At 54.2% G+C, this 22,224-nt stretch carries 19 protein-coding genes; 3 read left to right on the plus strand and 16 right to left on the minus strand.

The genetic code is table 11. The annotated features are described in order from the left end of the window. The 16 genes from E0L21_RS07235 to leuO all read right to left on the minus strand — a co-directional run bounded on the left by E0L21_RS07235 (position 1) and on the right by leuO (position 18,887). Positions 1–921 (minus strand): D-alanine--D-alanine ligase, encoded by a 921-nt coding sequence (locus E0L21_RS07235; RefSeq protein ID WP_131408075.1) that lies wholly within the window; start codon positions 919–921, stop codon positions 1–3. Further along, positions 914–2,389: a UDP-N-acetylmuramate--L-alanine ligase gene (gene murC / locus E0L21_RS07240; protein ID WP_131408077.1), complete on the minus strand. Its 1,476-nt coding sequence runs from the start codon at positions 2,387–2,389 to the stop codon at positions 914–916. Before murC ends, E0L21_RS07235 begins: the two co-directional genes overlap by 8 nt. Before the next feature lie 56 nt (positions 2,390–2,445). Continuing rightward, positions 2,446–3,513 (minus strand): undecaprenyldiphospho-muramoylpentapeptide beta-N-acetylglucosaminyltransferase, encoded by a 1,068-nt coding sequence (gene murG / locus E0L21_RS07245; RefSeq protein ID WP_017457928.1) that lies wholly within the window; start codon positions 3,511–3,513, stop codon positions 2,446–2,448. Further along, on the minus strand, positions 3,513–4,754 hold the full coding sequence (gene ftsW / locus E0L21_RS07250) for a cell division protein FtsW (RefSeq protein ID WP_131408079.1): 1,242 nt from the start codon (positions 4,752–4,754) through the stop codon (positions 3,513–3,515). The genes murG and ftsW overlap by 1 nt, the downstream gene beginning before the upstream one ends. Continuing rightward, positions 4,754–6,070: a UDP-N-acetylmuramoyl-L-alanine--D-glutamate ligase gene (gene murD, locus E0L21_RS07255; protein ID WP_131408081.1), complete on the minus strand. Its 1,317-nt coding sequence runs from the start codon at positions 6,068–6,070 to the stop codon at positions 4,754–4,756. The genes ftsW and murD overlap by 1 nt, the downstream gene beginning before the upstream one ends. 2 nt (positions 6,071–6,072) lie before the next feature. Next, positions 6,073–7,155: a phospho-N-acetylmuramoyl-pentapeptide-transferase gene (gene mraY, locus E0L21_RS07260; RefSeq protein WP_017457925.1), complete on the minus strand. Its 1,083-nt coding sequence runs from the start codon at positions 7,153–7,155 to the stop codon at positions 6,073–6,075. After that, entirely contained in the window at positions 7,149–8,507 is a 1,359-nt protein-coding gene (gene murF, locus E0L21_RS07265; protein ID WP_131408083.1) for a UDP-N-acetylmuramoyl-tripeptide--D-alanyl-D-alanine ligase, read from the minus strand. Before murF ends, mraY begins: the two co-directional genes overlap by 7 nt. Then, positions 8,504–9,991, minus strand: coding sequence for a UDP-N-acetylmuramoyl-L-alanyl-D-glutamate--2,6-diaminopimelate ligase (gene murE, locus E0L21_RS07270; protein ID WP_131408085.1), 1,488 nt, complete (start codon positions 9,989–9,991; stop codon positions 8,504–8,506). The genes murF and murE overlap by 4 nt, the downstream gene beginning before the upstream one ends. Then, the gene (locus E0L21_RS07275; RefSeq protein ID WP_131408087.1) at positions 9,978–11,744 is read right to left on the minus strand and encodes a peptidoglycan glycosyltransferase FtsI; all 1,767 of its coding nucleotides are present in this window, start codon (positions 11,742–11,744) and stop codon (positions 9,978–9,980) included. The genes murE and E0L21_RS07275 overlap by 14 nt, the downstream gene beginning before the upstream one ends. A 25-nt stretch (positions 11,745–11,769) precedes the next feature. Beyond that, positions 11,770–12,135: a cell division protein FtsL gene (gene ftsL / locus E0L21_RS07280; RefSeq protein WP_131408089.1), complete on the minus strand. Its 366-nt coding sequence runs from the start codon at positions 12,133–12,135 to the stop codon at positions 11,770–11,772. Then, complete coding sequence (rsmH, locus tag E0L21_RS07285) at positions 12,132–13,073, minus strand: 16S rRNA (cytosine(1402)-N(4))-methyltransferase RsmH (protein ID WP_131408266.1); 942 nt, start codon at positions 13,071–13,073, stop codon at positions 12,132–12,134. Before rsmH ends, ftsL begins: the two co-directional genes overlap by 4 nt. Positions 13,074–13,075: 2 nt before the next feature. Next, complete coding sequence (gene mraZ / locus E0L21_RS07290; protein WP_017457919.1) at positions 13,076–13,534, minus strand: division/cell wall cluster transcriptional repressor MraZ; 459 nt, start codon at positions 13,532–13,534, stop codon at positions 13,076–13,078. A 618-nt stretch (positions 13,535–14,152) separates the two neighbouring features. Then, positions 14,153–15,157: a catabolite repressor/activator gene (gene cra, locus E0L21_RS07295; RefSeq protein WP_017457918.1), complete on the minus strand. Its 1,005-nt coding sequence runs from the start codon at positions 15,155–15,157 to the stop codon at positions 14,153–14,155. A gap of 177 nt (positions 15,158–15,334) precedes the next feature. Next, entirely contained in the window at positions 15,335–15,826 is a 492-nt protein-coding gene (gene ilvN, locus E0L21_RS07300; RefSeq protein WP_007373137.1) for an acetolactate synthase small subunit, read from the minus strand. 2 nt (positions 15,827–15,828) lie between these two features. Beyond that, positions 15,829–17,553, minus strand: coding sequence for an acetolactate synthase 3 large subunit (ilvI, locus tag E0L21_RS07305; protein WP_131408091.1), 1,725 nt, complete (start codon positions 17,551–17,553; stop codon positions 15,829–15,831). Between the two features lie 389 nt (positions 17,554–17,942). After that, positions 17,943–18,887 carry a transcriptional regulator LeuO gene (gene leuO, locus E0L21_RS07310; protein WP_170312056.1) on the minus strand — a complete coding sequence of 315 codons (945 nt, stop codon included), beginning with the start codon at positions 18,885–18,887 and terminating at the stop codon, positions 17,943–17,945. A gap of 492 nt (positions 18,888–19,379) precedes the next feature. Here leuO and leuL point away from each other — a divergent pair, with 492 nt between their 5' ends. The 3 genes from leuL to leuB all read left to right on the plus strand — a co-directional run bounded on the left by leuL (position 19,380) and on the right by leuB (position 22,222). Continuing rightward, positions 19,380–19,466 (plus strand): leu operon leader peptide, encoded by an 87-nt coding sequence (gene leuL / locus E0L21_RS25465; protein WP_110093646.1) that lies wholly within the window; start codon positions 19,380–19,382, stop codon positions 19,464–19,466. A 93-nt stretch (positions 19,467–19,559) separates the two neighbouring features. Continuing rightward, complete coding sequence (gene leuA, locus E0L21_RS07320) at positions 19,560–21,131, plus strand: 2-isopropylmalate synthase (RefSeq protein ID WP_131408093.1); 1,572 nt, start codon at positions 19,560–19,562, stop codon at positions 21,129–21,131. Then, on the plus strand, positions 21,131–22,222 hold the full coding sequence (gene leuB, locus E0L21_RS07325) for a 3-isopropylmalate dehydrogenase (RefSeq protein ID WP_131408095.1): 1,092 nt from the start codon (positions 21,131–21,133) through the stop codon (positions 22,220–22,222). Before leuA ends, leuB begins: the two co-directional genes overlap by 1 nt. Positions 22,223–22,224: the final 2 nt, after the last annotated feature.

The following is a 22,224-nucleotide window of genomic DNA, read 5'->3' on the forward strand; positions in this document are numbered from 1 at the left end:
TCACTCCGCCAATTCCAGAATGCGAACAACTAACTGGGAGAAGCTCAACCCTGCCTGACGCGCTGCCATCGGCACCAGGCTATGGCTGGTCATTCCTGGCGACGTGTTCGCTTCCAGCAAATAAAAGTGTCCATCGCTATCCAGCATGACATCGATACGGCCCCAACCACGGCAGCCTAAAACTTGCCAGGCTTCACGCACCAGGGCATGTAATGCTGCTTCATCGTCCGCTTCCAGACCTGACGGGCAAAAATACATCGTCTCATCAGAGAGATACTTCGCCTCATAATCATAGAAGATTCCCGCAGGTTGAATACGAATCGACGGTAAAATTTCATTTCCAAGCAATGCGACAGTAAATTCTGGCCCACTGAGCCATTTTTCAATCAAAACTTCATCATCATGTTGAAATGCAAGCGCTAACGCTACGTGCAGGTCTTCTTTTTTATCGACTTTTGACATCCCTACACTTGAGCCTTCGCGGCTGGGCTTGACAATAACAGGTAAACCCAGCACCTCAATGCGTTGAATATCAATAGTTTTCAGGCCTGATTCAAATTCGCTGCGCGTCAGTGCCACCCACGGCGCAACGGGCAACCCTGCCCCCTGCCACAGCAGCTTGCTGCGCCCTTTATCCATCGAAATCGCCGAGGCCATCACACCGCTTCCGGTATAAGGAATATCGGTTAATTCCAGCAGCCCCTGCAGGGTGCCATCTTCACCGCCGCGACCATGCAAGGCGATAAACGCTTTACTGAAACCCATCTCTTTCAGGCGGGTAACATCCACATCGCGCGGATCCACACCATGCGCATCAACGCCGCCTTCACGCAAACCTGCCAGCACCGCTGCACCGGAATTAAGCGAAACGTCACGCTCGGCGGAGGTTCCGCCCAGCAGAACCGCTACTTTCTCAGCCACGGCGCTCCTCCTCCACGGTCAGCGGTTTCAGTTTGCACTCGGCCAGACTGCGCGCAATCTTACCGACGTTACCGGCTCCCTGGATCAGGATCAGATCGTTGCCGGTCAGCACTGGTGCCAGCATCGCGGCAACCTGCGCCGGATCGGACACCAGAATCGGATCGATCTTGCCGCGACCGCGAATAGTGCGGCACAGAGAACGACTATCTGCGCCTGGGATTGCCGCTTCGCCCGCCGGATAAACCTCCAGCATCAGCAGTGAATCCACCTGGGTCAGTACATTGGCAAAATCGTCATACAGGTCGCGCGTACGCGTGTAACGGTGCGGCTGAAACAACATCACCAGGTTTTTATCCGGCCAGCCCGCTCGCGCCGCTTTGATAGTGGCGTCCACTTCTGTCGGATGATGACCATAATCGTCAACCAGCATCGCGGTACCGGCTTTACCGTTTACATCTTGCAGCGGATACTCGCCGAGGAAGTCGAAACGGCGGCCCGTGCCCTGGAAGCTTTCCAGCGCGCGCAGGATCGCGTCATCTTCGATCCCTTCTTCCGTTGCCACCGCAACGGCCGCCGCCGCGTTTAACGCGTTATGGCGCCCTGGCGCATTCAGTGTCACGCGCAGTTCCGGTTTATCCTGGCGCACCAGCGTAAAGTGCCCCTGCGGCCCAACCTGACGGTAGTTTTCCACGCGGATATCCGCATCATCACTAAAACCGTAGGTCGTAATCTGGCGACCTACACGCGGCAACAACTCCCTAATAACCGGATCGTCGACGCACATTACCGCACGGCCATAGAACGGCAGGTTGTGCAGGAAGTTGATAAAGGTCGTTTTTAAATTTTCGAAGTCGCCCTGGTACGTATCCATATGGTCAGCTTCGATATTGGTGACAATCGCCACCATCGGCTGCAGATGCAGGAACGAGGCATCGCTCTCATCCGCTTCAGCAATCAGGTAACGGCTATGCCCCAGGCGCGCATGCACACCAGCGGCTTTAACCAGGCCACCATTAACAAAAGTCGGGTCCAGCCCGGCTTCTGCATAAATACTTGCCACCATCGCGGTGGTGGTCGTTTTGCCGTGCGTACCGGCAATGGCAATGCCGTGGCGAAAACGCATTAATTCCGCCAGCATCTCTGCGCGGCGGATCACCGGAATGCGCGCTTCATGCGCCGCTACGATTTCCGGGTTATCGGCAGAGATCGCGCTGGAAACCACCACAACGCTCGCATCGCTCACGTTTTCCGGGCGGTGGTTGAAATAAATCGTGGCGCCAAGCGACGTCAATTGCTGCGTAACCGGATTGGGCGCCAAATCGGAGCCGCTAATCTGGTAGCCTTCGTTGGCCAGCACTTCGGCAATACCGCCCATGCCAGCACCGCCAATGCCGACAAAGTGAATGTGCCGGACGCGACGCATCTCGGGCACGATTGAACGCAGTTTCGCCAGTTCTTGTGTATTCATTCTCTAAACGCCATCGACTACTTAAATTTGCGCGACGCAAAAGGCGTCGCCAGTATTTATGCCTGAGCTGCCAGGCTCACTTCGTTTGCCACCCGTTCGGTAGCATCGGGGATCGCTGCCGCGCGCGCGCGTTCGGCCATCTCCAGTAATGCTTCGCGATTCCAGCCCGCGAGCGTTGCAGCCACCGCATCAACGGTAAATTGCGGCTGCTCCAGAATCTTTGCCGCGCCCGCTTTTTCCAGCGGCAAGGCATTCCAGTACTGCTGCCGGTCTTTGTGCTGGAACGGTACAAACAGCGCCGGTAAACCTGCTGCGGCGATCTCGCTGACCGTTAATGCACCAGAGCGGCAAACCACCACATCTGCCCACGCATAGGCTTGTGCCATATCGTCAATAAACTCAGTAACTTTATGCTGAGGTTCGCCAGCGCTCGCATAAGCTCGCTCAACTTCCTGCTGCGCACCCTTCCCGCTTTGATGCCAGATAGTGACCGCCGCCCCTAACTTTGCAGCAACCTGCGGCATCGTCTGGTTAAGCACGCGCGCACCTTGCGATCCACCGACAACCAGCACTCGCACCGGGCCTTCACGGCCGGGCAAGCGTTGCTGCGGCAACGGCAGCGCTAGCACATCGACACGTACCGGGTTTCCCACCACTTCCGCTGTTGGGAAAGCGCCCGGAAACGCCTGCATCACTTTGGTCGCGATTTTCGCCAGCCATTTGTTGGTCAAACCGGCAATGCCGTTTTGCTCATGCAGCACTACCGGAATACCGAGCGACCAGGCTGCGAGCCCGCCGGGACCGGAAACATAGCCGCCCATCCCCAGCACCACATCAGGCTTAAAGCGCTGCATAATGGCGCGCGCCTGACGCCAGGCATTGAAGATACGCACCGGCGCCAGCAACTGCGCCTTAATACCTTTGCCGCGCAGACCAGAGATGCGGATGAAATCAATCTCAATGCCGTGTTTCGGCACCAGGTCAGCCTCCATGCGATCGGCGGTTCCGAGCCAGCGCACTTGCCAGCCCTGATCCATCAAATGGTGCGCAACGGCAAGACCGGGGAAAACATGCCCGCCGGTACCGCCCGCCATCACCATTAACCGCTTTGGTTGACCACTCATCACACACCTCGTGTAAACGCCTGGGCTTTTTCCAGGCGCGTTTCATAATCTATGCGTAGCAGCAGCGTAATCGCCACTGACATAATTAATAAGCTGGAACCACCGTAACTGATAAGCGGCAACGTCAACCCTTTGGTCGGCAGCATACCCGCCGCCGCACCAACGTTAACCAGTGCCTGGAAGCTAAACCAGATACCTATTGAGCAGGCCAGAAAACCCGAAAAACGATGATCGATTTCCAGCGCTTTACGCCCGATAGACATGGCGCGAAAAGCGACGAAGAATACCATTAAAAGTGCCACTACCACACCGATATAACCGAGTTCTTCCCCGATAATGGAGAAGATAAAGTCAGTGTGCGCTTCCGGCAGATATTCCAGTTTCTGAATCGAATTACCTAAGCCCTGGCCCCACAACTCACCGCGGCCAAACGCCATCAGCGACTGGGTAAGCTGATAACCGCTGCCGAAAGGATCTTCCCACGGGTTCCAGAACGACGTTACGCGTCGAATACGATAAGGTTCGGCAAGGATCAGCAGTACTACCGCTGAAATCCCCATACCGATAATGGCGATGAACTGCCACAGCTTCGCCCCCGCCAGGAACAGCATTGCCAGCGTGGTGATAAACAGCACAACCACCGTACCGAGGTCCGGCTGCGCCAGCAGCAATACTGCCAGCACAAGGATTACGCCCATCGGTTTTAAGAAGCCGCGCAGGTTGTTTCGCACTTCGTCCACCTTGCGCACCAGGTAGTTCGCCAGGTAGCAGAACAGCGACAGCTTGGTGAACTCCGCAGGCTGAAAACGCATCAGCCCAAGGTCAATCCAGCGCGATGCCCCGTTGATCGAACTCCCCACAACCAGCACCACCAGCAGCATGATGATCGCGGCGATCAACATTGCTGAGCTATATTTTTGCCAGAAATCCATCGGCAGCCGCAGCGTCACCATCGACATACAAAACGCCAGGAACAGATACAACGCGTGACGCTTGGCGAAGAAGAACGGATCGTCCGTCAGACGTTGCCCAACGGGCATCGATGCCGACGTCACCATGATGAAGCCGATCGCCGCAAGACCCAGCGTCAGCCACAGCAACGTGCGGTCATACATGACCAGGCTGTCGGTATCCTTCTGTCGCGAGCCCATAACCCAGCCTTTTAACGCCGCGAACAGCCACGCCAGGATGCTAAATCCTGGCAGGCGCGGCATTCTTGGGCGGGGGAGCGTTAAACGCATCAGCCTAACTCCTGCGCCAGACGGGTAAAGACATCGCCCCGTTGTTCGAAATTCTTAAACTGATCGAGGCTGGCACAAGCCGGAGACAACAACACCATATCGCCCGGCTGTACGCGCGTCGCGATTAACCGCATTGCCTGATCCATTGTCTCGGTTTGATCCGCGATTTCCGGGCGCAGCGCCGCCAGCTCCGCACCATCACGACCAAAGCAGTAAAGCCGGATGCGATCGCCGCCCAGATAACGCTTCAGCGGAGAAAAATCTGCCGACTTCCCGTCACCGCCGAGCAGCAAGTGCAGCGTGCCATCGATGTGTAAACCATTTAATGCCGCTTCAGTGCTGCCAACATTCGTCGCTTTCGAGTCGTTAACCCAGCGCACGCCGTTATGCTCCAGCGCCAGCTGGAAGCGATGCGCCAGCCCGGTAAACGTTGTCAGCGCTTTCAGGCTGCTGGCGCGCGGTAAACCTACGGCATCAGCCAGTGCCAGCGCTGCCAGCGCATTGGTGTAGTTGTGCTGTCCGCTCAGTTTCATTTCCGCCACGTTCAGCACTTTCTCCCCTTTTACGCGCAGCCAGGTTTCACCCTGCTGGCGGTTCAAGTGGTAATCGCCTACATCAACGCCAAAACTGACACAGCGTTCATCCGCGCCGCGTACCGGCATTGTTAATGCATCATCGGCATTCACTACGCACACTTTCGCGTTTTCATAGACGCGCAGCTTGGCAGCACGATATTGCTGCAACCCAAACGGATAGCGATCCATATGATCTTCCGTGACGTTCAGAATGGTGGCTGCCGCCGCGTGCAGGCTTGAAGTGGTTTCAAGTTGGAAACTTGAAAGCTCAAGCACATACAATTCACATGCGTCATCTAAGAGCATCAGCGCAGGTAGACCAATGTTGCCTCCGACGCCGACGTTCACTCCGGCAGCCGTTGCCATCTCTCCGACCAGCTTTGTCACGGTGCTTTTACCGTTGGAACCGGTAATCGCGATAACCGGTGCCTGCGCTTCACGGCAGAACAGTTCGATATCACCGACAATCTCAACGCCAGCGTCAGCCGCCGCGCTCAGGGAAGGATGCGCCAACGCGATGCCCGGGCTTGCAACAACCAGATCGGCGGCCAGCAGCCAGTCATCGTTAAGACTACCAAGATGGCGTTCCACCGCCTCTGGCAGCTTATCTAGCCCCGGCGGAGAAACGCGCGTATCCATCACTCGCGGCGTGACGCCGCGTGCGAGGAAAAAGTCCACGCAGGAAAGGCCTGTGAGACCCAAACCGATGATGACGACTTTTTTACCCTGGTAATCAGCCATGATTAACGTACCTTCAGCGTTGCCAGGCCAATCAGCACCAGCATCAGCGAAATAATCCAGAAGCGCACGATCACGCGCGGTTCCGGCCAGCCTTTCAGTTCATAGTGGTGATGAATCGGCGCCATACGGAAAATACGCTGGCCACGCAGTTTGAACGAACCGACCTGCAAAATGACCGACAGTGTTTCCACCACAAACACCCCGCCCATAATCACCAGCAGGAACTCCTGGCGCAGCAGCACGGCGATAATGCCCAGTGCGCCGCCCAGCGCCAGTGAACCGACATCGCCCATAAAAACCTGGGCCGGATAGGTGTTAAACCACAAGAAACCCAGCCCTGCGCCGACAATCGCCGTACAGACAATCACCAGTTCCCCTGCGTGACGCAGATAGGGAATGTGCAGGTAGTTAGCAAAATTCATGTTGCCGGTCGCCCACGCCACCAGCGCAAAACCGCCGGCAACGAAGACCGTCGGCATAATCGCCAGACCATCCAGGCCATCCGTCAGGTTGACCGCGTTACCGGTGCCAACAATCACGAAATAAGCCAGCAGAATGTAAAACATGCCCAGTTGCGGCATAACATCTTTAAAGAACGGCACCACCAACTCTGTCGCGGGTGTGTCTTTACCTGCCAGATAGAGCGCAAATGCTACGCCCAGCGCGATGACTGACATCCAGAAATACTTCCAGCGTGCAATCAGCCCTTTAGTGTCTTTGCGCACCACTTTGCGGTAATCATCGACAAAGCCAATCGCACCATAACCCACCAGCACCACCAGCACGCACCAGACGTACGGGTTGGATGGGTAAGCCCACAGCACAACGGAAACCACAATGGCGGTCAGGATCATGATCCCGCCCATCGTCGGCGTACCGCGTTTGCTAAAGTGCGATTCCGGGCCATCGGTACGCACCACCTGGCCAAAAGAGAGTTTTTGCAAGCGGGCAATCATGCGCGGCCCCATCCACAATGAGATGAAGAGCGCGGTCAGCAGGCTGACAATGGCGCGAAACGTCAAATAGGAAAAGACGTTAAAGCCGGAATAATATTTGACCAAATGTTCGGCCAGCCACACTAACATGTCCCGTTCTCCTGTAATTCGCGTACCACCTCTTCCATGGCGGAGCTACGTGAACCTTTCACCAAAATAGTAATAATTTTCTGCTCAGCGATAAGCGCTTTTAAGCGCGCTGTCACTGCCGCTTTATCGTTAAAATGCTCGCCTACGCCGCTGGCTGCGCTCAACGCTTTGCTCAACGTGCCGACGCTCAGAACTTTATCGATGCCAACGGCTTTCGCCGCTTCACCCACCTGGATGTGACACGTTTCGCTCTCATCACCCAGCTCAGCCATATCGCCAACCACCATCACCCGGTAACCCGGCATTTCAGATAACACATGCGCAGCGGCGGTCATAGAACCGACGTTGGCGTTATAGGTGTCATCCAGCAGCAGTTGGTTTTCACCCAACTGAACCGGGAATAAGCGCCCTGGCACCGCTTTCAGGTTTGCCAGCCCGCGTTTTACCGCCTCCAGGCTTGCGCCAACCGCCATCGCCAGCGCTGTTGCTGCCAGCGAATTGGCGATATTGTGGCGACCCGGCAGAGGCAGAGTGACGTCCACGTTACCGGTTGGGGTTTGCAGCGTGAACTCGGTGCCGTGCGACGTCACATGCACGTTCGTCGCGGTAAAATCGCTGTTTGCCGCATTGGGAGAGAAGCGCCAGACTTTGCGATCGCCAATAATGCTCTGCCAGTTCAGCCAGTCATTGTTGTCGGCATTCATAATGGCAATACCGTTAGCCGGCAGACCGGTGTAGATTTCCCCTTTCGCTTTCGCCACACCGGCAAGCGAGCCAAAACCTTCCAGATGCGCTGCCGCGAGGTTATTGACCAGTGCAGCTTCCGGGCGCGTCAGCCCAACAGTCCAGGCGATTTCGCCCTGGTGGTTCGCCCCCAGTTCAATCACCGCAAACTGATGTTCTTTGGTCAGGCGCAACAAGGTCATTGGCACGCCGATATCATTGTTGAGGTTGCCTGCGGTGTAGAGCGTATTGCCGCATTCGCTGAGAATGGCTGCGGTCATCTCTTTCACTGACGTCTTGCCGGAAGAACCCGTCAGCGCCACCACGCGCGTCGGCACTTGTTGACGAACCCAGGCAGCCAACTCGCCAAAAGCCTGGCGGGTATCTTTCACCACTAACTGCGGCAGGTCGATATCCAGTTTGCGGCTCACCAGCAGCGCGCCTGCGCCACCCTCTTTCGCTTTATCCGCGAAGTCGTGAGCATCAAAACGCTCCCCTTTCAACGCGACAAACAGGCAGCCCGGCGTCAATTTACGCGTGTCGCTGGTTACGGCTTCAATCACAACGTCCTGACCATGCAGTTCCGCATGTAACGTGCTGGTGAGTTGACTCAGCATTACACTAATCATGCTACTACCCCCAGCAAACGTGCCGCCGTTACGCGGTCGGAATAATCCAGACGGCGTGTACCAACAATCTGATAATCTTCATGGCCTTTACCGGCCAGCAGCACGACATCGTTCTCTGTGGCTTGCATGATGGCATTGGTCACCGCTTCCGCGCGGCCTTCCACCACGCGCGCCTGGCCCGCATCCAGCATGCCCGCGAGGATGTCGTTAATAATGGCGCGCGGCTCTTCGGTGCGCGGGTTGTCATCGGTCACGACCGGGACATCAGAGAATTGCTCAGCAATCGCACCCATTAATGGACGTTTGCCTTTATCACGATCGCCGCCGCAACCAAACACGCACCACAGCTTGCCAGTACAGTGCAGGCGCGCCGCCTGTAGCGCTTTTTCCAGCGCATCCGGCGTATGGGCGTAATCCACGACTACGGTCGGTTTACCCGGTGCACTGAACACTTCCATACGACCGCAAACCGGTTGTAGACGGGATGCTGTTTTCAGCAGTTCACTCAGCGGGTAGCCCAGCGCGAGCAGCGTCGCCAGCGCCAACAACAGGTTGCTGACGTTAAACGCGCCCATCAGGCGGCTTTCAATTTCGCCTTCCCCCCAGGAGGAGGCAAAGCGGATCGTCGCGCCGCTATCGTGATAATCAACGCTTACGGTTTTTAGCCAGCGTCCATGGCAGTCCGGGTTGATATTGTCTTCCATCGATACCGCAACGGCGTCCGGTAATTTGGCCAGCCAGCGACGGCCGACTTCGTCGTCGGCATTAATGATCGCCTGACCATAATGATGAGAAGAGAACAGCAGCCATTTCGCGGCTTCGTAGTTCGTCATATCACCGTGATAATCCAGGTGATCGCGACTTAAATTAGTAAACACGCTGGCGGCGAATTTCAGTGCCGCCACGCGATGCTGAACCAGACCGTGGGAAGAGACTTCCATCGCGGCAAACGTGGCTTTTTGCGCCACCAACCCGGCAATGACATGCTGAACGTCGACAGCTGATCCGGTGGTATTTTCCGTCGGCACGACGTTATCCAACAGACCGTTGCCCACAGTGCCCATCACCGCGCTGGTTTCGCCAAGTAACTGGCTCCACTGCGCCAGTAACTGCGTGGTCGTAGTTTTACCGTTAGTCCCGGTTACGCCGATAAGACGCAATTGCTCGGAAGGCTCACCGTAAAAACGGCCGGCCAGCGCGGAAAGGCGCTCATTCAACTGGCTGAGGTAAATGACCGGAACACCGTGCATTTCACGAATTTCACCGTCATTTGCTTCATCTTTCGCTTCAGCAATAATGGCAGCAACACCTTGCGCAATCGCCTGCGGGATATATCGACGCCCGTCCGCCTGATGACCGACCACTGCCACAAAAAGATCGCCCGATGCAGCCACACGGCTGTCGAGTGTCATCTCTCGTAGCGCTCGCGCAGGTAGCATTGGCACCCACGGAGCGAGAAGGTCGCGCAAATTACGATCTGCCACCTGATCCCTCGCCTTGATTAATTACAAATTCACTTTTTTCGCCCGTGGTCAGCGCATCCGGCTCAATGTTCATGGTGCGCAGAACGCCGCCCATGATGGCACCAAAGACCGGCGCGGACACGGCGCCACCGTAGTATTTACCCGCTTGCGGATCGTTGATGACCACCACCAGCGCAAAACGCGGGCGGCTGGCAGGCGCGACGCCAGCGGTATATGCAATGTATTTATTGATATAGCGGCCATCCGGGCCAACTTTTTTCGCCGTACCGGTTTTAATCGCGATGCGATAACCCTTGATAGCAGCTTTGACCCCGCCGCCGCCAGGCAACGCCACGCTCTCCATCATATGCACCACAGTACGAACAATGGATTCGTTGAAGATGCGCTCGCCCGGAACGGGCGGATCAACTTTGGTAATCGACAGCGGGCGGTAGATACCGTAGCTGCCAATGGTTGCGTAGACTCGCGCTAACTGTAACGGCGTTACCATTAGCCCGTAGCCGAAAGAGAAGGTGGCCCTCTCTATGTCAGACCACCGTTGTTTTTGAGGAAATAAGCCACTGCGTTCCCCGACCATCCCCAAATTGGTCGTTTTTCCCAGTCCAAAACGTGAGTAAGTATCGACTAACGCTGAGGAGGGCATCGCTAACGCCAGCTTAGAAACGCCGACGTTACTCGACTTCTGTAAGACCCCAGTAAGGGTTAATTCGCTGTATCGCGCCACGTCTTTGATTTCGTGACCATTAATACGATAAGGCACTGTATTCAGCACCGTATTCGGCGTCACCACGCCGCGCTGTAGCGCGGTCATTACTACCATCGGTTTCACGGTGGAACCCGGTTCAAATACGTCGGTAATGGCGCGGTTACGCATCGCGTCTTTCGACGTACCGGAGAAGTTGTTTGGGTTGTAGGAAGGGCTGTTAGCCATTGCCAGCACTTCGCCAGTGTTAACATCCACCAGCACGGCGCTGCCCGACTCTGCTTTGTTAAACGCCACCGCATTATTCAGCTCGCGATAGACCAGCGCCTGCAAACGCTCATCAATGCTTAAGGCAAGATTGTGCGCTGCCTGGCTATCGGTAGACGAAATGTCTTCAATTACGCGCCCATAGCGGTCTTTACGCACAATGCGTTCGCCCGGCTGACCGGTGAGCCATTTATCAAAGCTCTTCTCAACGCCTTCAATGCCCTGGCTATCGACGTTGGTAAAACCGATGAGGTGAGCAGTCACTTCCCCGGATGGATAGTAACGGCGTGACTCTTCGCGCAGATGAATACCCGGTAACTTCAGTTTTTTGATGTAATCGCCGAGATCCGGGTTGACCTGACGCGCAAGATAAATAAAGCGCATCTTCGGGTTGGCATTGATGCGTGAAGCAAGCTGGTCGAGCGGCATATTCAGCGCGTCAGAGAGCGCCTTCCAGCGATTATCCAGCGTCACGCCGCCCGCATCGTGCAGTTCTTTCGGGTCCGCCCAGATGGCTTTCACCGGCACACTCACCGCCAGCGGGCGGCCAGAACGGTCGGTTATCATCCCGCGCGACGTTGCAACTTCCTGTACACGCAGGGAACGCATATCCCCTTCGCGCACCAGCATGTCCGGATTAACAACTTGCAGATAGGCAACGCGTCCGAGCAGGAACGTCAGCGCCAGCAGAATACAACCGCAAAGCAACGCAAAACGCCAACTTACAAAGTTGGCCTGTTCTTCCTGGCGTTTCGGTTTAAGCGTTTTCGCCGCTGCTTTCATGCGTTGCGTGATTCCTTATTCATCTCTATTTCTGCACCACAATATTTTCCTGTGAGGGATCGACATGCTGCATTTGCAGCTTTTCTGTGGCGATCCGTTCAACCCGGCTATGGTCGCCGAGCGCGTTCTCTTCAAGGATCAGGTTGCGCCATTCGATATCCAGCGCGTCGCGCTCAATAACCAGTTGTTCACGCTGTGCGGTTAATAAACGCGTGTGATGTGAGGTAGTGACCACCGTCACTGCCGTCATGATGATGCAAATGAACAAGCAGAGTGGCAGTTTCCCAAATCGCAAAAGATCGTCGCCGATCACGCCAGGCAAAGCATGGCGCTCGTTGCTTCCTAACGATCCCTTCACTTTGCTCAGGGTCTCTGTCACTCTGCCGATCATGCGTTCGTCCTCTCTGCAATGCGCAGAACTGAACTACGGGCACGTGGGTTTTCAGCCACTTCTTCTTCACCCGGCATCAACTTTCCTAAGGCTCGCAGATGACGACCACCCAGTTTCCTGAGTTGCTCTTCGGTCATCGGCAGCCCGACAGGAACCTGCGGGCCACGGCTTTGCTCACGCATAAAGCGTTTAACAATGCGGTCTTCCAGTGAATGGAAGCTGATAATCGAAAGCCGCCCTCCCGGGGCAAGTACGCCTAGCGAGTTTTTTAGCGCCAGCTCTATCTCCTCCAGTTCACTGTTTACCCAAATGCGCACCGCCTGGAAGGTACGGGTCGCGGGATGTTTGAATTTGTCCTTCACCGGTGTCGCCGCCGCCACAACTTCCGCCAATTCTTTGGTGCGGGTGATGGGATCGAGGCGGTTACGCTCAACAATGGCGCGGGCAATACGTTTGGCAAAGCGCTCCTCGCCAAAGGTTTTCAAAACCCAGGCGATATCGGCTTCCTCAGCGGTTTGCAACCATTCAGCGGCAGACTGACCGCGAGTGGGATCCATACGCATATCTAACGGGCCATCACGCATGAAGGAGAAGCCGCGTTCCGCATCGTCAAGCTGTGGTGAAGAGACGCCAAGATCGAGGAGAATGCCGTCGATCTTGCCAACAAGGTCACGCTCGCTGACGTAATCAGCAAGCGCGGAAAAGGGACCATGAATGATGGAGAAGCGGGGATCATCAATGGTTCGTGCAACAGCAATCGCCTGCGGATCGCGATCGATCGCCAGCAAACGCCCTTCCGCTCCCAATTGGGAGAGGATCAAGCGCGAGTGGCCACCGCGACCGAAAGTGCCATCGATGTAAATGCCATCCGGACGAATGTTCAGGCCGTTAACGGCCTCATCCAGCAGCACCGTCGTGTGTTTAAAATTTTCCATCATCATTACAGAGACAAATCCTGCAACCGGTCCGAAAGCGCTTCGGAACCTGATTGCTCAGCGTCGATATCTTCCTTGACCTGTTGATACCAGGTCGTTTCATCCCACAGCTCAAATTTATTGAACTGCCCGACCAGCATCACTTCTTTCGTTAACCCGGCGTGTTGCCGTAAAACAGGCGCAATCAAAATACGCCCGGCGCTATCCATCTGGCACTCGCTGGCATGCCCCAGCAATAAACGTTGCACGCGCCGTTCGAGCGGATTCATGCTCGACAGACGCGACAGTTTTTGCTCGATAATTTCCCATTCAGGCAAAGGGTAAAGCAGCAGGCATGAGTGACGGATGTCAATGGTACAAACCATTTGACCGGAGGCATTCTCCTGCAGCAAATCCCGATATCGGGTGGGAACGGATAACCGCCCTTTGCTGTCGAGATTGACTAACGTCGCGCCACGGAACATATCCGATTCACCCCCAGTGACCCTTTTACACCACTTTATCCCACAAATCCCCACTGAGGGAGTTTACGGAGCGGAGGAAAAGCTTGTCAAGCTAGCGCAATGGCTAACCAGAACAAAAGATCCCTTATTTGCAGTGAATATCTGCGTCGGTGAAATAGTGCTCAGCTTACGAGGCAAATTAACGTCATGAATATTTGCAAGAAAAAAAACAGAATATGCGCACGCGCGTTTAAAACCATTCAATTTCTGCGCGCGAAATATAAAGTGTCAGTTTGCGACGCGGGCGGCATTTTAAGACATATTGAAGAGAGTTAACAGCACCAGTTACATCAACGTGCCCATAGCGCGGCGGCATTTCAGCAGGGATAAAATCCCTACGCGATAAATGAACGTTAATTCAATGCACGTGGCATTTTTTAGATGTAACAATTCAATACAAAAATCGGGATAAGTTACTTCTCAATAACCCTTTAAAAATGTTTTTTAAGAATGGGCAAAATAAATTAACAGCAGCCATTGGGAAATTAAAGATTTATCTTAGGAGAGTCTCAACAATAATTTGATTAAAGGTAAAGTGTAAATACTTAAAAGGCAGCTCTCGCTGCCTTTCATCCGAAACTATACCCGACTAAGAATGCCGCGACGGTAGAGATTACGGCGGATACGGCTAAGCCCGGCTTTCGGTTTGCGTGGCTCATCAAGGCTTGCCAGCACGATCTCCAGCACACGTTCGGCCACATCGCGATGGCGCTGCGCCACTGCGAGCACCGGGCATTGCAGGAAATCCAGCAATTCATGATCGCCGAACGTGGCAATTGCCAAATCAGAAGGCAGCTTGCCGTCGCGACGCAGCGTCACATCCAGGACACCCTGCAATAAGGCAAACGAGGTGATAAACATCGCTTGCGGCATCGGATTGGTTTCCAGCCATTTTTCAAACAGCTGTGCAGCAGCTTCCCGCTCATAACTGTTGGCGTAGAGATACTGAACCTCGCGCGGATCGTCTTTCCACGCAGTACGAAAGCCCTGCTCACGCAAAAAACTCACCGACAGTTCGGGTAAAGCGCCAAGATAAAGCACACGCTCCGCCGGGAATTTACGCAACTCTTCCGCCAACATTTCCGAGTCGTCCTGATCGGCACCGACAACACTGGTGAAGTGTTCGCGATCCAGTGCGCGATCCAGTGCGACAATCGGAAATGAATCATTAGCCCAACGCTGATAGAACGGGTGCTCCGGCGGAAGCGAAGTGGACACGATAATCGCGTCCACCTGCCGTTGAAGTAAATGTTCAATACAACGCATTTCGTTGTCAGGCTGATCTTCAGAGCAGGCAATCAGAAGCTGATAGCCGCGCTGACGCGCCTGGCGCTCCAGATAGTTGGCAATGCGCGTGTAGCTCGTGTTTTCAAGATCGGGGATAACCAACCCAATCGAGCGAGTTCGTCCTGCTCGCAGCCCAGCCGCCACCGCGTTCGGGTGGTAGTTATGCTCACGAACAACCGCCATGACTTTCTCGACGGTTTTGTCGCTGACACGATACTGCTTCGCCTTACCATTAATGACGTAGCTGGCCGTGGTTCGTGAGACGCCGGCTAGCCGGGCGATTTCATCCAGTTTCACAATTGCCCCTTAAAATAATGCACTCCATAACCTTTTTAGGGATATAGGTTAATTTCCATAACATCTAAGCGCAGAATACTCACTGCGGCAACCGCTTTTGTATCGGGCTCCGTATGATTTCGCAAAAAAAAGCCCGGCGTAAGAGGCCGGGCTGATAAATGGAGAGAACGATCACGATCAGCGCATGATTTTGTCACCGCGCGACAAACCCACCACGCCAGACCGCGCGACTTCGACGATTTTCGCGACATCGCGGATCGTCGCCAGAAACGCATCCAGTTTGTCGCTGGTTCCGGCAAGCTGAACCGTATAAATAGACGGGGTGACATCGATGATTTGTCCACGGAAAATTTCCGCGTTGCGTTTCACCTCTTCACGCCCGTAGCCGCTGGCCTGGATCTTCACCAGCATAATCTCGCGTTCAACATACGCGCCTTGCCCCAATTCATTGACGCGCAACACATCAACCAGTTTGTGTAGTTGCTTTTCGATCTGCTCAAGCACTTTCTGATCGCCAACGGTCTGGATAGTCATCCTTGATAATGTAGGATCATCGGTTGGCGCAACCGTAAGGCTTTCAATGTTGTAACCACGCTGAGAGAACAGACCAATCACGCGCGATAACGCGCCTGATTCATTTTCCAGTAACACAGACAATATCCGGCGCATAATCAGGTTCTCTCCGTTTTGCTTAACCACATCTCATCCATACCGCCACCGCGGATCTGCATCGGATAAACGTGTTCACTACCGTCAACGGTAACGTCAACAAACACCAGCCGATTGTTTTTCACCTGCTCCAGTGCTTCAGCCAGCTTCGCTTCCAGCTCATCCGGGCGCGTAATGCGGATCCCAACGTGACCATAAGCTTCCGCAAGACGGGCGAAATCAGGCAGCGATTCCATATACGACTGCGAATGGCGACCAGAGTAAATCATGTCCTGCCACTGCTTCACCATGCCCAGGTAACGGTTGTTCAGATTGAGCACCAGCACCGGCAATTCATACTGTAATGCAGTAGAAAGCTCCTGAATGTTCATCTGAATACTGCCGTCGCCGGTTACGCAAATCACCGTCTCATCCGGCAACGCCATCTTCACACCGAGCGCCGCAGGTAGGCCAAACCCCATCGTGCCCAACCCGCCAGAGTTGATCCAGCGACGCGGCTTATCAAAGCGGTAATAAAGCGCGGCGAACATTTGGTGCTGACCAACATCCGATGTCACGTAAGCCTCGCCCTTTGTCAGACGCCAGGCCGCTTCAATCACCGCCTGCGGTTTAATGCTCTCACTTTGCGTATCGTATTTCAGGCACTGGCGGGCGCGCCATTGATCGATGCGCAGCCACCAGTCGCGAATCTCATCTAACGGCTGCGGATACTCTTCTTGCTCCAGCAAATCCAGCATCTGTTCCAGCACCAGTCGCGCATCGCCAACAATCGGGATATCTGCCTGCACGGTTTTGGAAATGGATGTGGGATCGATATCGATATGCAGCACCGTCGCATCCGGGCAATACTTCGCCAGATTGTTGGTGGTGCGATCGTCAAAACGCACGCCAACGGCAAAGATTACGTCCGAATGGTGCATCGTCATATTGGCTTCGTAAGTACCGTGCATACCCAGCATGCCGAGCGCCTGGCGGTGGGAAGCAGGAAATGCTCCCAGCCCCATTAATGAAGAGACCACCGGCAAATTCAATTTTTCAGCAAGCTGTCGTAATGGCGCTTCACTGGCTGAGTTGATCGCACCACCACCAACATAGACCACTGGCTTTTTCGCCGCCGCCAGCGTTTGTAATGCGCGCTTAATCTGCCCTTTATGTCCCTGGGTTGTCGGGTTATAGGAACGCATACTGACAGATTCCGGCCAGACGTAAGGCAGCTTATTGGCCGGGTTCATAATGTCTTTCGGCAAATCCACCACTACCGGTCCAGGACGACCGCTGGCGGCAAGCCAGAAAGCTTTCTTTAATACACCGGGAATATCTTCCGTTTGCTTGACTAAAAAACTGTGCTTAACCACGGGGCGGGAGATGCCCACCATGTCGCACTCCTGGAAGGCATCATAGCCAATCAGCGACGTTGCAACCTGACCGGAGAGCACCACCAGCGGAATAGAATCCATATAGGCCGTGGCGATGCCGGTGATGGCGTTGGTCGCACCGGGGCCGGAAGTGACCAGCACCACGCCCACTTCGCCCGTCGCACGTGCCAGCCCATCGGCCATATGTACTGCCGCCTGCTCATGGCGAACCAGCACGTGTTCAATACCGCCGACCGTATGCAGGGCATCGTAGATATCAAGAACCGCGCCTCCGGGATAGCCGAATACTTTCTTTACGCCTTGATCGATAAGCGATCGGACGACCATCTCGGCTCCAGACAACATCTCCATGCTTTGCCTCCAGGCTTACGTTTGTCGACTGGCGGCGAAAATCATTTCCGCGCGGTCGCTCTCTGTTCAGAACAGGAAATCCCTGCACTCTGATTATGAATGGCAGTTACCATAACCGCTCAAAATCTGGCAGGCAATTAGCAAGCTCTTGCGGCGAACCCTGTGCAAAAGTGAAAAAACGAGGTCAAAAACTCAGAATTGGTGGAAACATCTGTGATAAGCAAAGACGATGACCATTCATCATCCGAATACGAAGTTGTCCAGTAATTGATCCATTTTTGCAACATCGTCTGTCATTGCGACAGACTTAAATCAGGACAAAATACTGCCAGAAAAAAACAGAGCAGAATAACCAAGCATTTTTACCGCTGGATGATTCTGCCCAATGGTTAATGGCTACACACCGACACCAGAAGTTCTTCCATCCATTGATGGCCCTTATCTCTGCCCGCGGCTTCGTGCCAGGAGAGATAACATGTGCGGTTCTTGAGATCTAACGGTAGCGGCAGCATCTCTAAATCCAGCCCTTCAGCAAATGTCTTCACTAACCAGCGCGGAGCAATCGCCACCAGATGTGTTTGTGAAACCACGCTTAATACGCTGGTTAGCGCCATCCCCTGGTAAGCAATGCAACTGCGTTTATCTACGCTGTCATACCATGGCTGGCTAAATGAGGCATACCTGTCCAGCGAAACCACCGCATGCTGTTCTCTGAAGACGGCGTTTTCTGTGGTAAGCGTATTGAGGCGGGGATGCTGGTGGCTGGCGACCAACACCATTTCATCATTAAATAGCGAGATACACGAAAATTCCGGTCGGCGAAACTCTTCGTAGCCAATCACAAACTCAATTTCCTGATAACGCAGCTGATGCTCGGTACTGTGATTAAGATCGGATTTAAACACCAAATTAATACCGGGGGCGATTTTTTCCACGCTGTTGTAAATCGCTGACGTTAAAAGATTATCCAGTGGGCTACAAACACACAGATTAAATATGCGTTCACTACTCAGCGGATCGAACCCGGAACCGGGCAGTTCATTTTGCACCAGTTGCAGCGCCTGGCGGATAGAGCCAAAGAGTTGATACGAACGTGCAGTTGGCTGGATCCCACGACCATAGCGAACAAAAAGTTCGTCATTAAACATGACCTTAAGCCGCGCCACAGCATTACTTACTGCGGGTTGCGACATTCCCAGAGTATGTGCCGCGCGGGTGATATTTTGCTCCTGCATAACTGCATCAAAAACAGTCAGTAAATTGAGATCGACAGAACGTAACTGCGGTTTCCCCTCTTCATTAACGTGCTGATTATAAACGTCTTCCCCAGGCATTTTGCAATCCGTCGTCATCATGAGCTCCCTCGACCTGCGTAATAATAATATTCAGGAAGATGATTTATCACGCATATAGCATTATTAGAAGTGTGGTGTGACAAATTAGGAATATATAAAGCTCCTGTTTTATTTTCGTGGCGAATGAAAATTTTATATTTCACCTTAAATGAGTGGTTCTCTTCATATATTTTTACGTTGGCAAACATTCTGTAATCTCAATAAAAATATATCTCTACCTCTTTTTTTCTGAACATATCAATCGAGAATTCGCTTCGCGTTTGTGGAAGACTTTAAATAATGCATTGCGCCCGATACAAACGGCCACTTGCAAGCATGAAAAACGCATTTCCGTCACGCAGACAGAATTATTAACTAAAGCGCAACAAAATAATCGGCGCTCTCCAGCCACGCTTTTCAGACGAGGGGTTGACATTAACTGACGTATCCAGTACCACTAAAAGCATATCGCATTCACCTGGAGCATGATTCATGATTCGCAACGTCGGTTTCGCTGGTCTACTACTACTAAACGCATCTCTCGTGCGCGGTAGACCGGTGGGCGACATTCTGAGTTGAATCGTCCTTCCAGTTAAGACTAAGAACCCGCGCCTTGGCGCGGGTTTTTTTATGCTCGTAGCGAGGCGACCTAAGAGAAAAAGGACCTAAACCATGAGCCAGCAAGTCGTTATTTTCGATACCACATTACGTGATGGTGAACAGGCGTTACAGGCGAGCCTGAGCGTGAAAGAGAAGCTGCAAATCGCCCTCGCGCTGGAGCGTATGGGCGTCGATGTGATGGAAGTGGGTTTTCCGGTCTCGTCCCCGGGCGATTTTGAATCCGTACAAACCATTGCGCGCCAGGTGAAGAACAGCCGCGTTTGCGCCCTCGCCCGCTGCGTCGAAAAAGATATTGATGTTGCAGCAGAGTCGTTAAAAGTTGCCGAAGCGTTCCGTATCCACACGTTCATCGCCACTTCGCCGATGCATATCGCCACTAAGCTGCGCAGCACGCTGGATGAAGTGATTGAACGTGCCATTTACATGGTTAAGCGCGCTCGCAACTATACCGACGACGTGGAGTTTTCGTGTGAGGATGCAGGCCGCACCCCGATCGACGATCTGGCGCGCGTCGTTGAAGCCGCCATCAACGCCGGTGCGAAAACCATCAATATCCCGGACACCGTCGGCTACACCATGCCGTTCGAGTTCGCCAATATCATCTCCGGGCTGTACGAACGCGTACCGAATATCGATAAAGCCATTATCTCTGTTCACACCCATGACGACTTAGGCTTAGCCGTGGGCAACGCCATCGCCGCAGTGCATGCCGGCGCGCGCCAGGTAGAAGGCGCAATGAACGGTATCGGCGAACGCGCCGGTAACTGCTCGCTGGAAGAGGTGATCATGGCAATTAAAGTGCGCAAAGACATCATGAACGTGCACACCCAAATCAATCACCATGAAATCTGGCGCACCAGCCAGACCGTCAGTCAGATTTGCAATATGCCGATTCCGGCGAACAAAGCGATTGTTGGCACCGGCGCATTCGCCCACTCGTCTGGTATTCACCAGGATGGCGTGCTGAAAAACCGCGAAAACTACGAAATCATGACCCCGGAATCCATCGGTCTGAACCAGGTTCAGTTGAACCTGACATCCCGTTCCGGCCGCGCGGCAGTGAAACACCGCATGGAAGAGATGGGCTACCAAGAAGCCGACTACAACCTGGATAACCTGTATGACGCCTTCCTGAAGCTGGCGGATAAAAAAGGCCAGGTCTTTGATTACGATTTGGAAGCGCTGGCATTCATCAATAAACAGCAGGAAGAGCCAGAACATTTCCGCCTGGATTACTTCAGCGTGCAGTCCGGTTCCAACGATATCGCCACCGCGTCCGTGAAGCTGGCGTGTGGCGACGAGATCAAAGCCGAAGCCGCCAACGGCAACGGCCCGATCGATGCGGTCTACCAGGCCATTAACCGCGTGACGGCCTATGACATCGAACTGGTGAAATATGATTTGAGCGCCAAAGGCCAGGGCAAAGATGCACTGGGTCAGGTTGATATCGTCGCAAACTACAACGGCCGCCGCTTCCACGGCGTCGGTCTGGCGACCGATATTGTGGAATCCTCCGCCAAAGCCATGGTGCACGTGCTGAACAACATCTGGCGCGCCGCCGAAGTTGAAAAAGAGTTGCAACGCCAGGCTCAGAACAAAGAGAACAACAAGGAAACCGTGTGATGTCGAAGAATTACCATATTGCTGTGCTGCCGGGTGACGGTATTGGCCCGGAAGTGATGGCACAAGCCCTGAAAGTCCTGGAAGCCGTGCGTAACCGTTTTGGTATGCGTATTTCCACCAGCCATTATGATGTCGGCGGCATTGCCATCGATCGTCACGGCAATCCGCTGCCGCAGGCCACGGTTGAAGGCTGCGAACAAGCCGATGCGATTCTGTTCGGCTCCGTCGGCGGCCCGAAATGGGAAAATCTGCCCCCGGCGCAACAGCCGGAGCGCGGCGCACTGCTGCCGCTGCGTAAACACTTCAAACTGTTCAGCAATTTGCGCCCGGCAAAACTGTATCAGGGGCTGGAAGCATTCTGTCCGCTGCGCGAAGACATCGCCGCCAACGGCTTCGACATTCTGTGCGTGCGTGAACTGACCGGCGGCATCTACTTCGGTCAACCGAAAGGCCGCGAAGGCAGCGGCCAGCATGAAAAGGCATTTGATACCGAAATCTATCACCGTTTTGAAATCGAGCGCATTGCGCGTATCGCGTTTGAATCTGCGCGTAAACGCCGCAAAAAAGTGCACTCAATTGATAAAGCCAACGTGCTGCAAACCTCGCTGTTGTGGCGCGAGATCGTCAACGAAATCGCCGGGGAATACCCGGACGTTGAGCTGACGCACATGTATATCGACAACGCCACCATGCAGCTGATTAAAGATCCATCCCAGTTTGACGTGCTGCTGTGCTCCAACCTGTTCGGCGACATTCTTTCCGATGAGTGCGCCATGATCACCGGTTCGATGGGCATGTTGCCTTCTGCCAGCCTGAACGAACAAGGTTTTGGTCTGTATGAACCGGCAGGCGGCTCCGCGCCGGATATCGCCGGGAAAAATATTGCCAACCCGATTGCGCAGATCCTGTCACTGGCGCTGTTGCTGCGCTACAGCCTGAATGCAGGCGACGCAGCTGACGCCATCGAAGGCGCTATCAATCGTGCATTAGAAGAAGGCGTGCGCACCGGCGACTTGTCCCGTGGCGCAGCCGCTGTCAGTACCGATGAGATGGGCGACATCATCGCTCGTTATGTCGCCGAAGGGGTGTAATC

Source organism: Kosakonia quasisacchari (genome assembly GCF_004331415.1).
Classification (GTDB): domain Bacteria; phylum Pseudomonadota; class Gammaproteobacteria; order Enterobacterales; family Enterobacteriaceae; genus Kosakonia; species Kosakonia quasisacchari.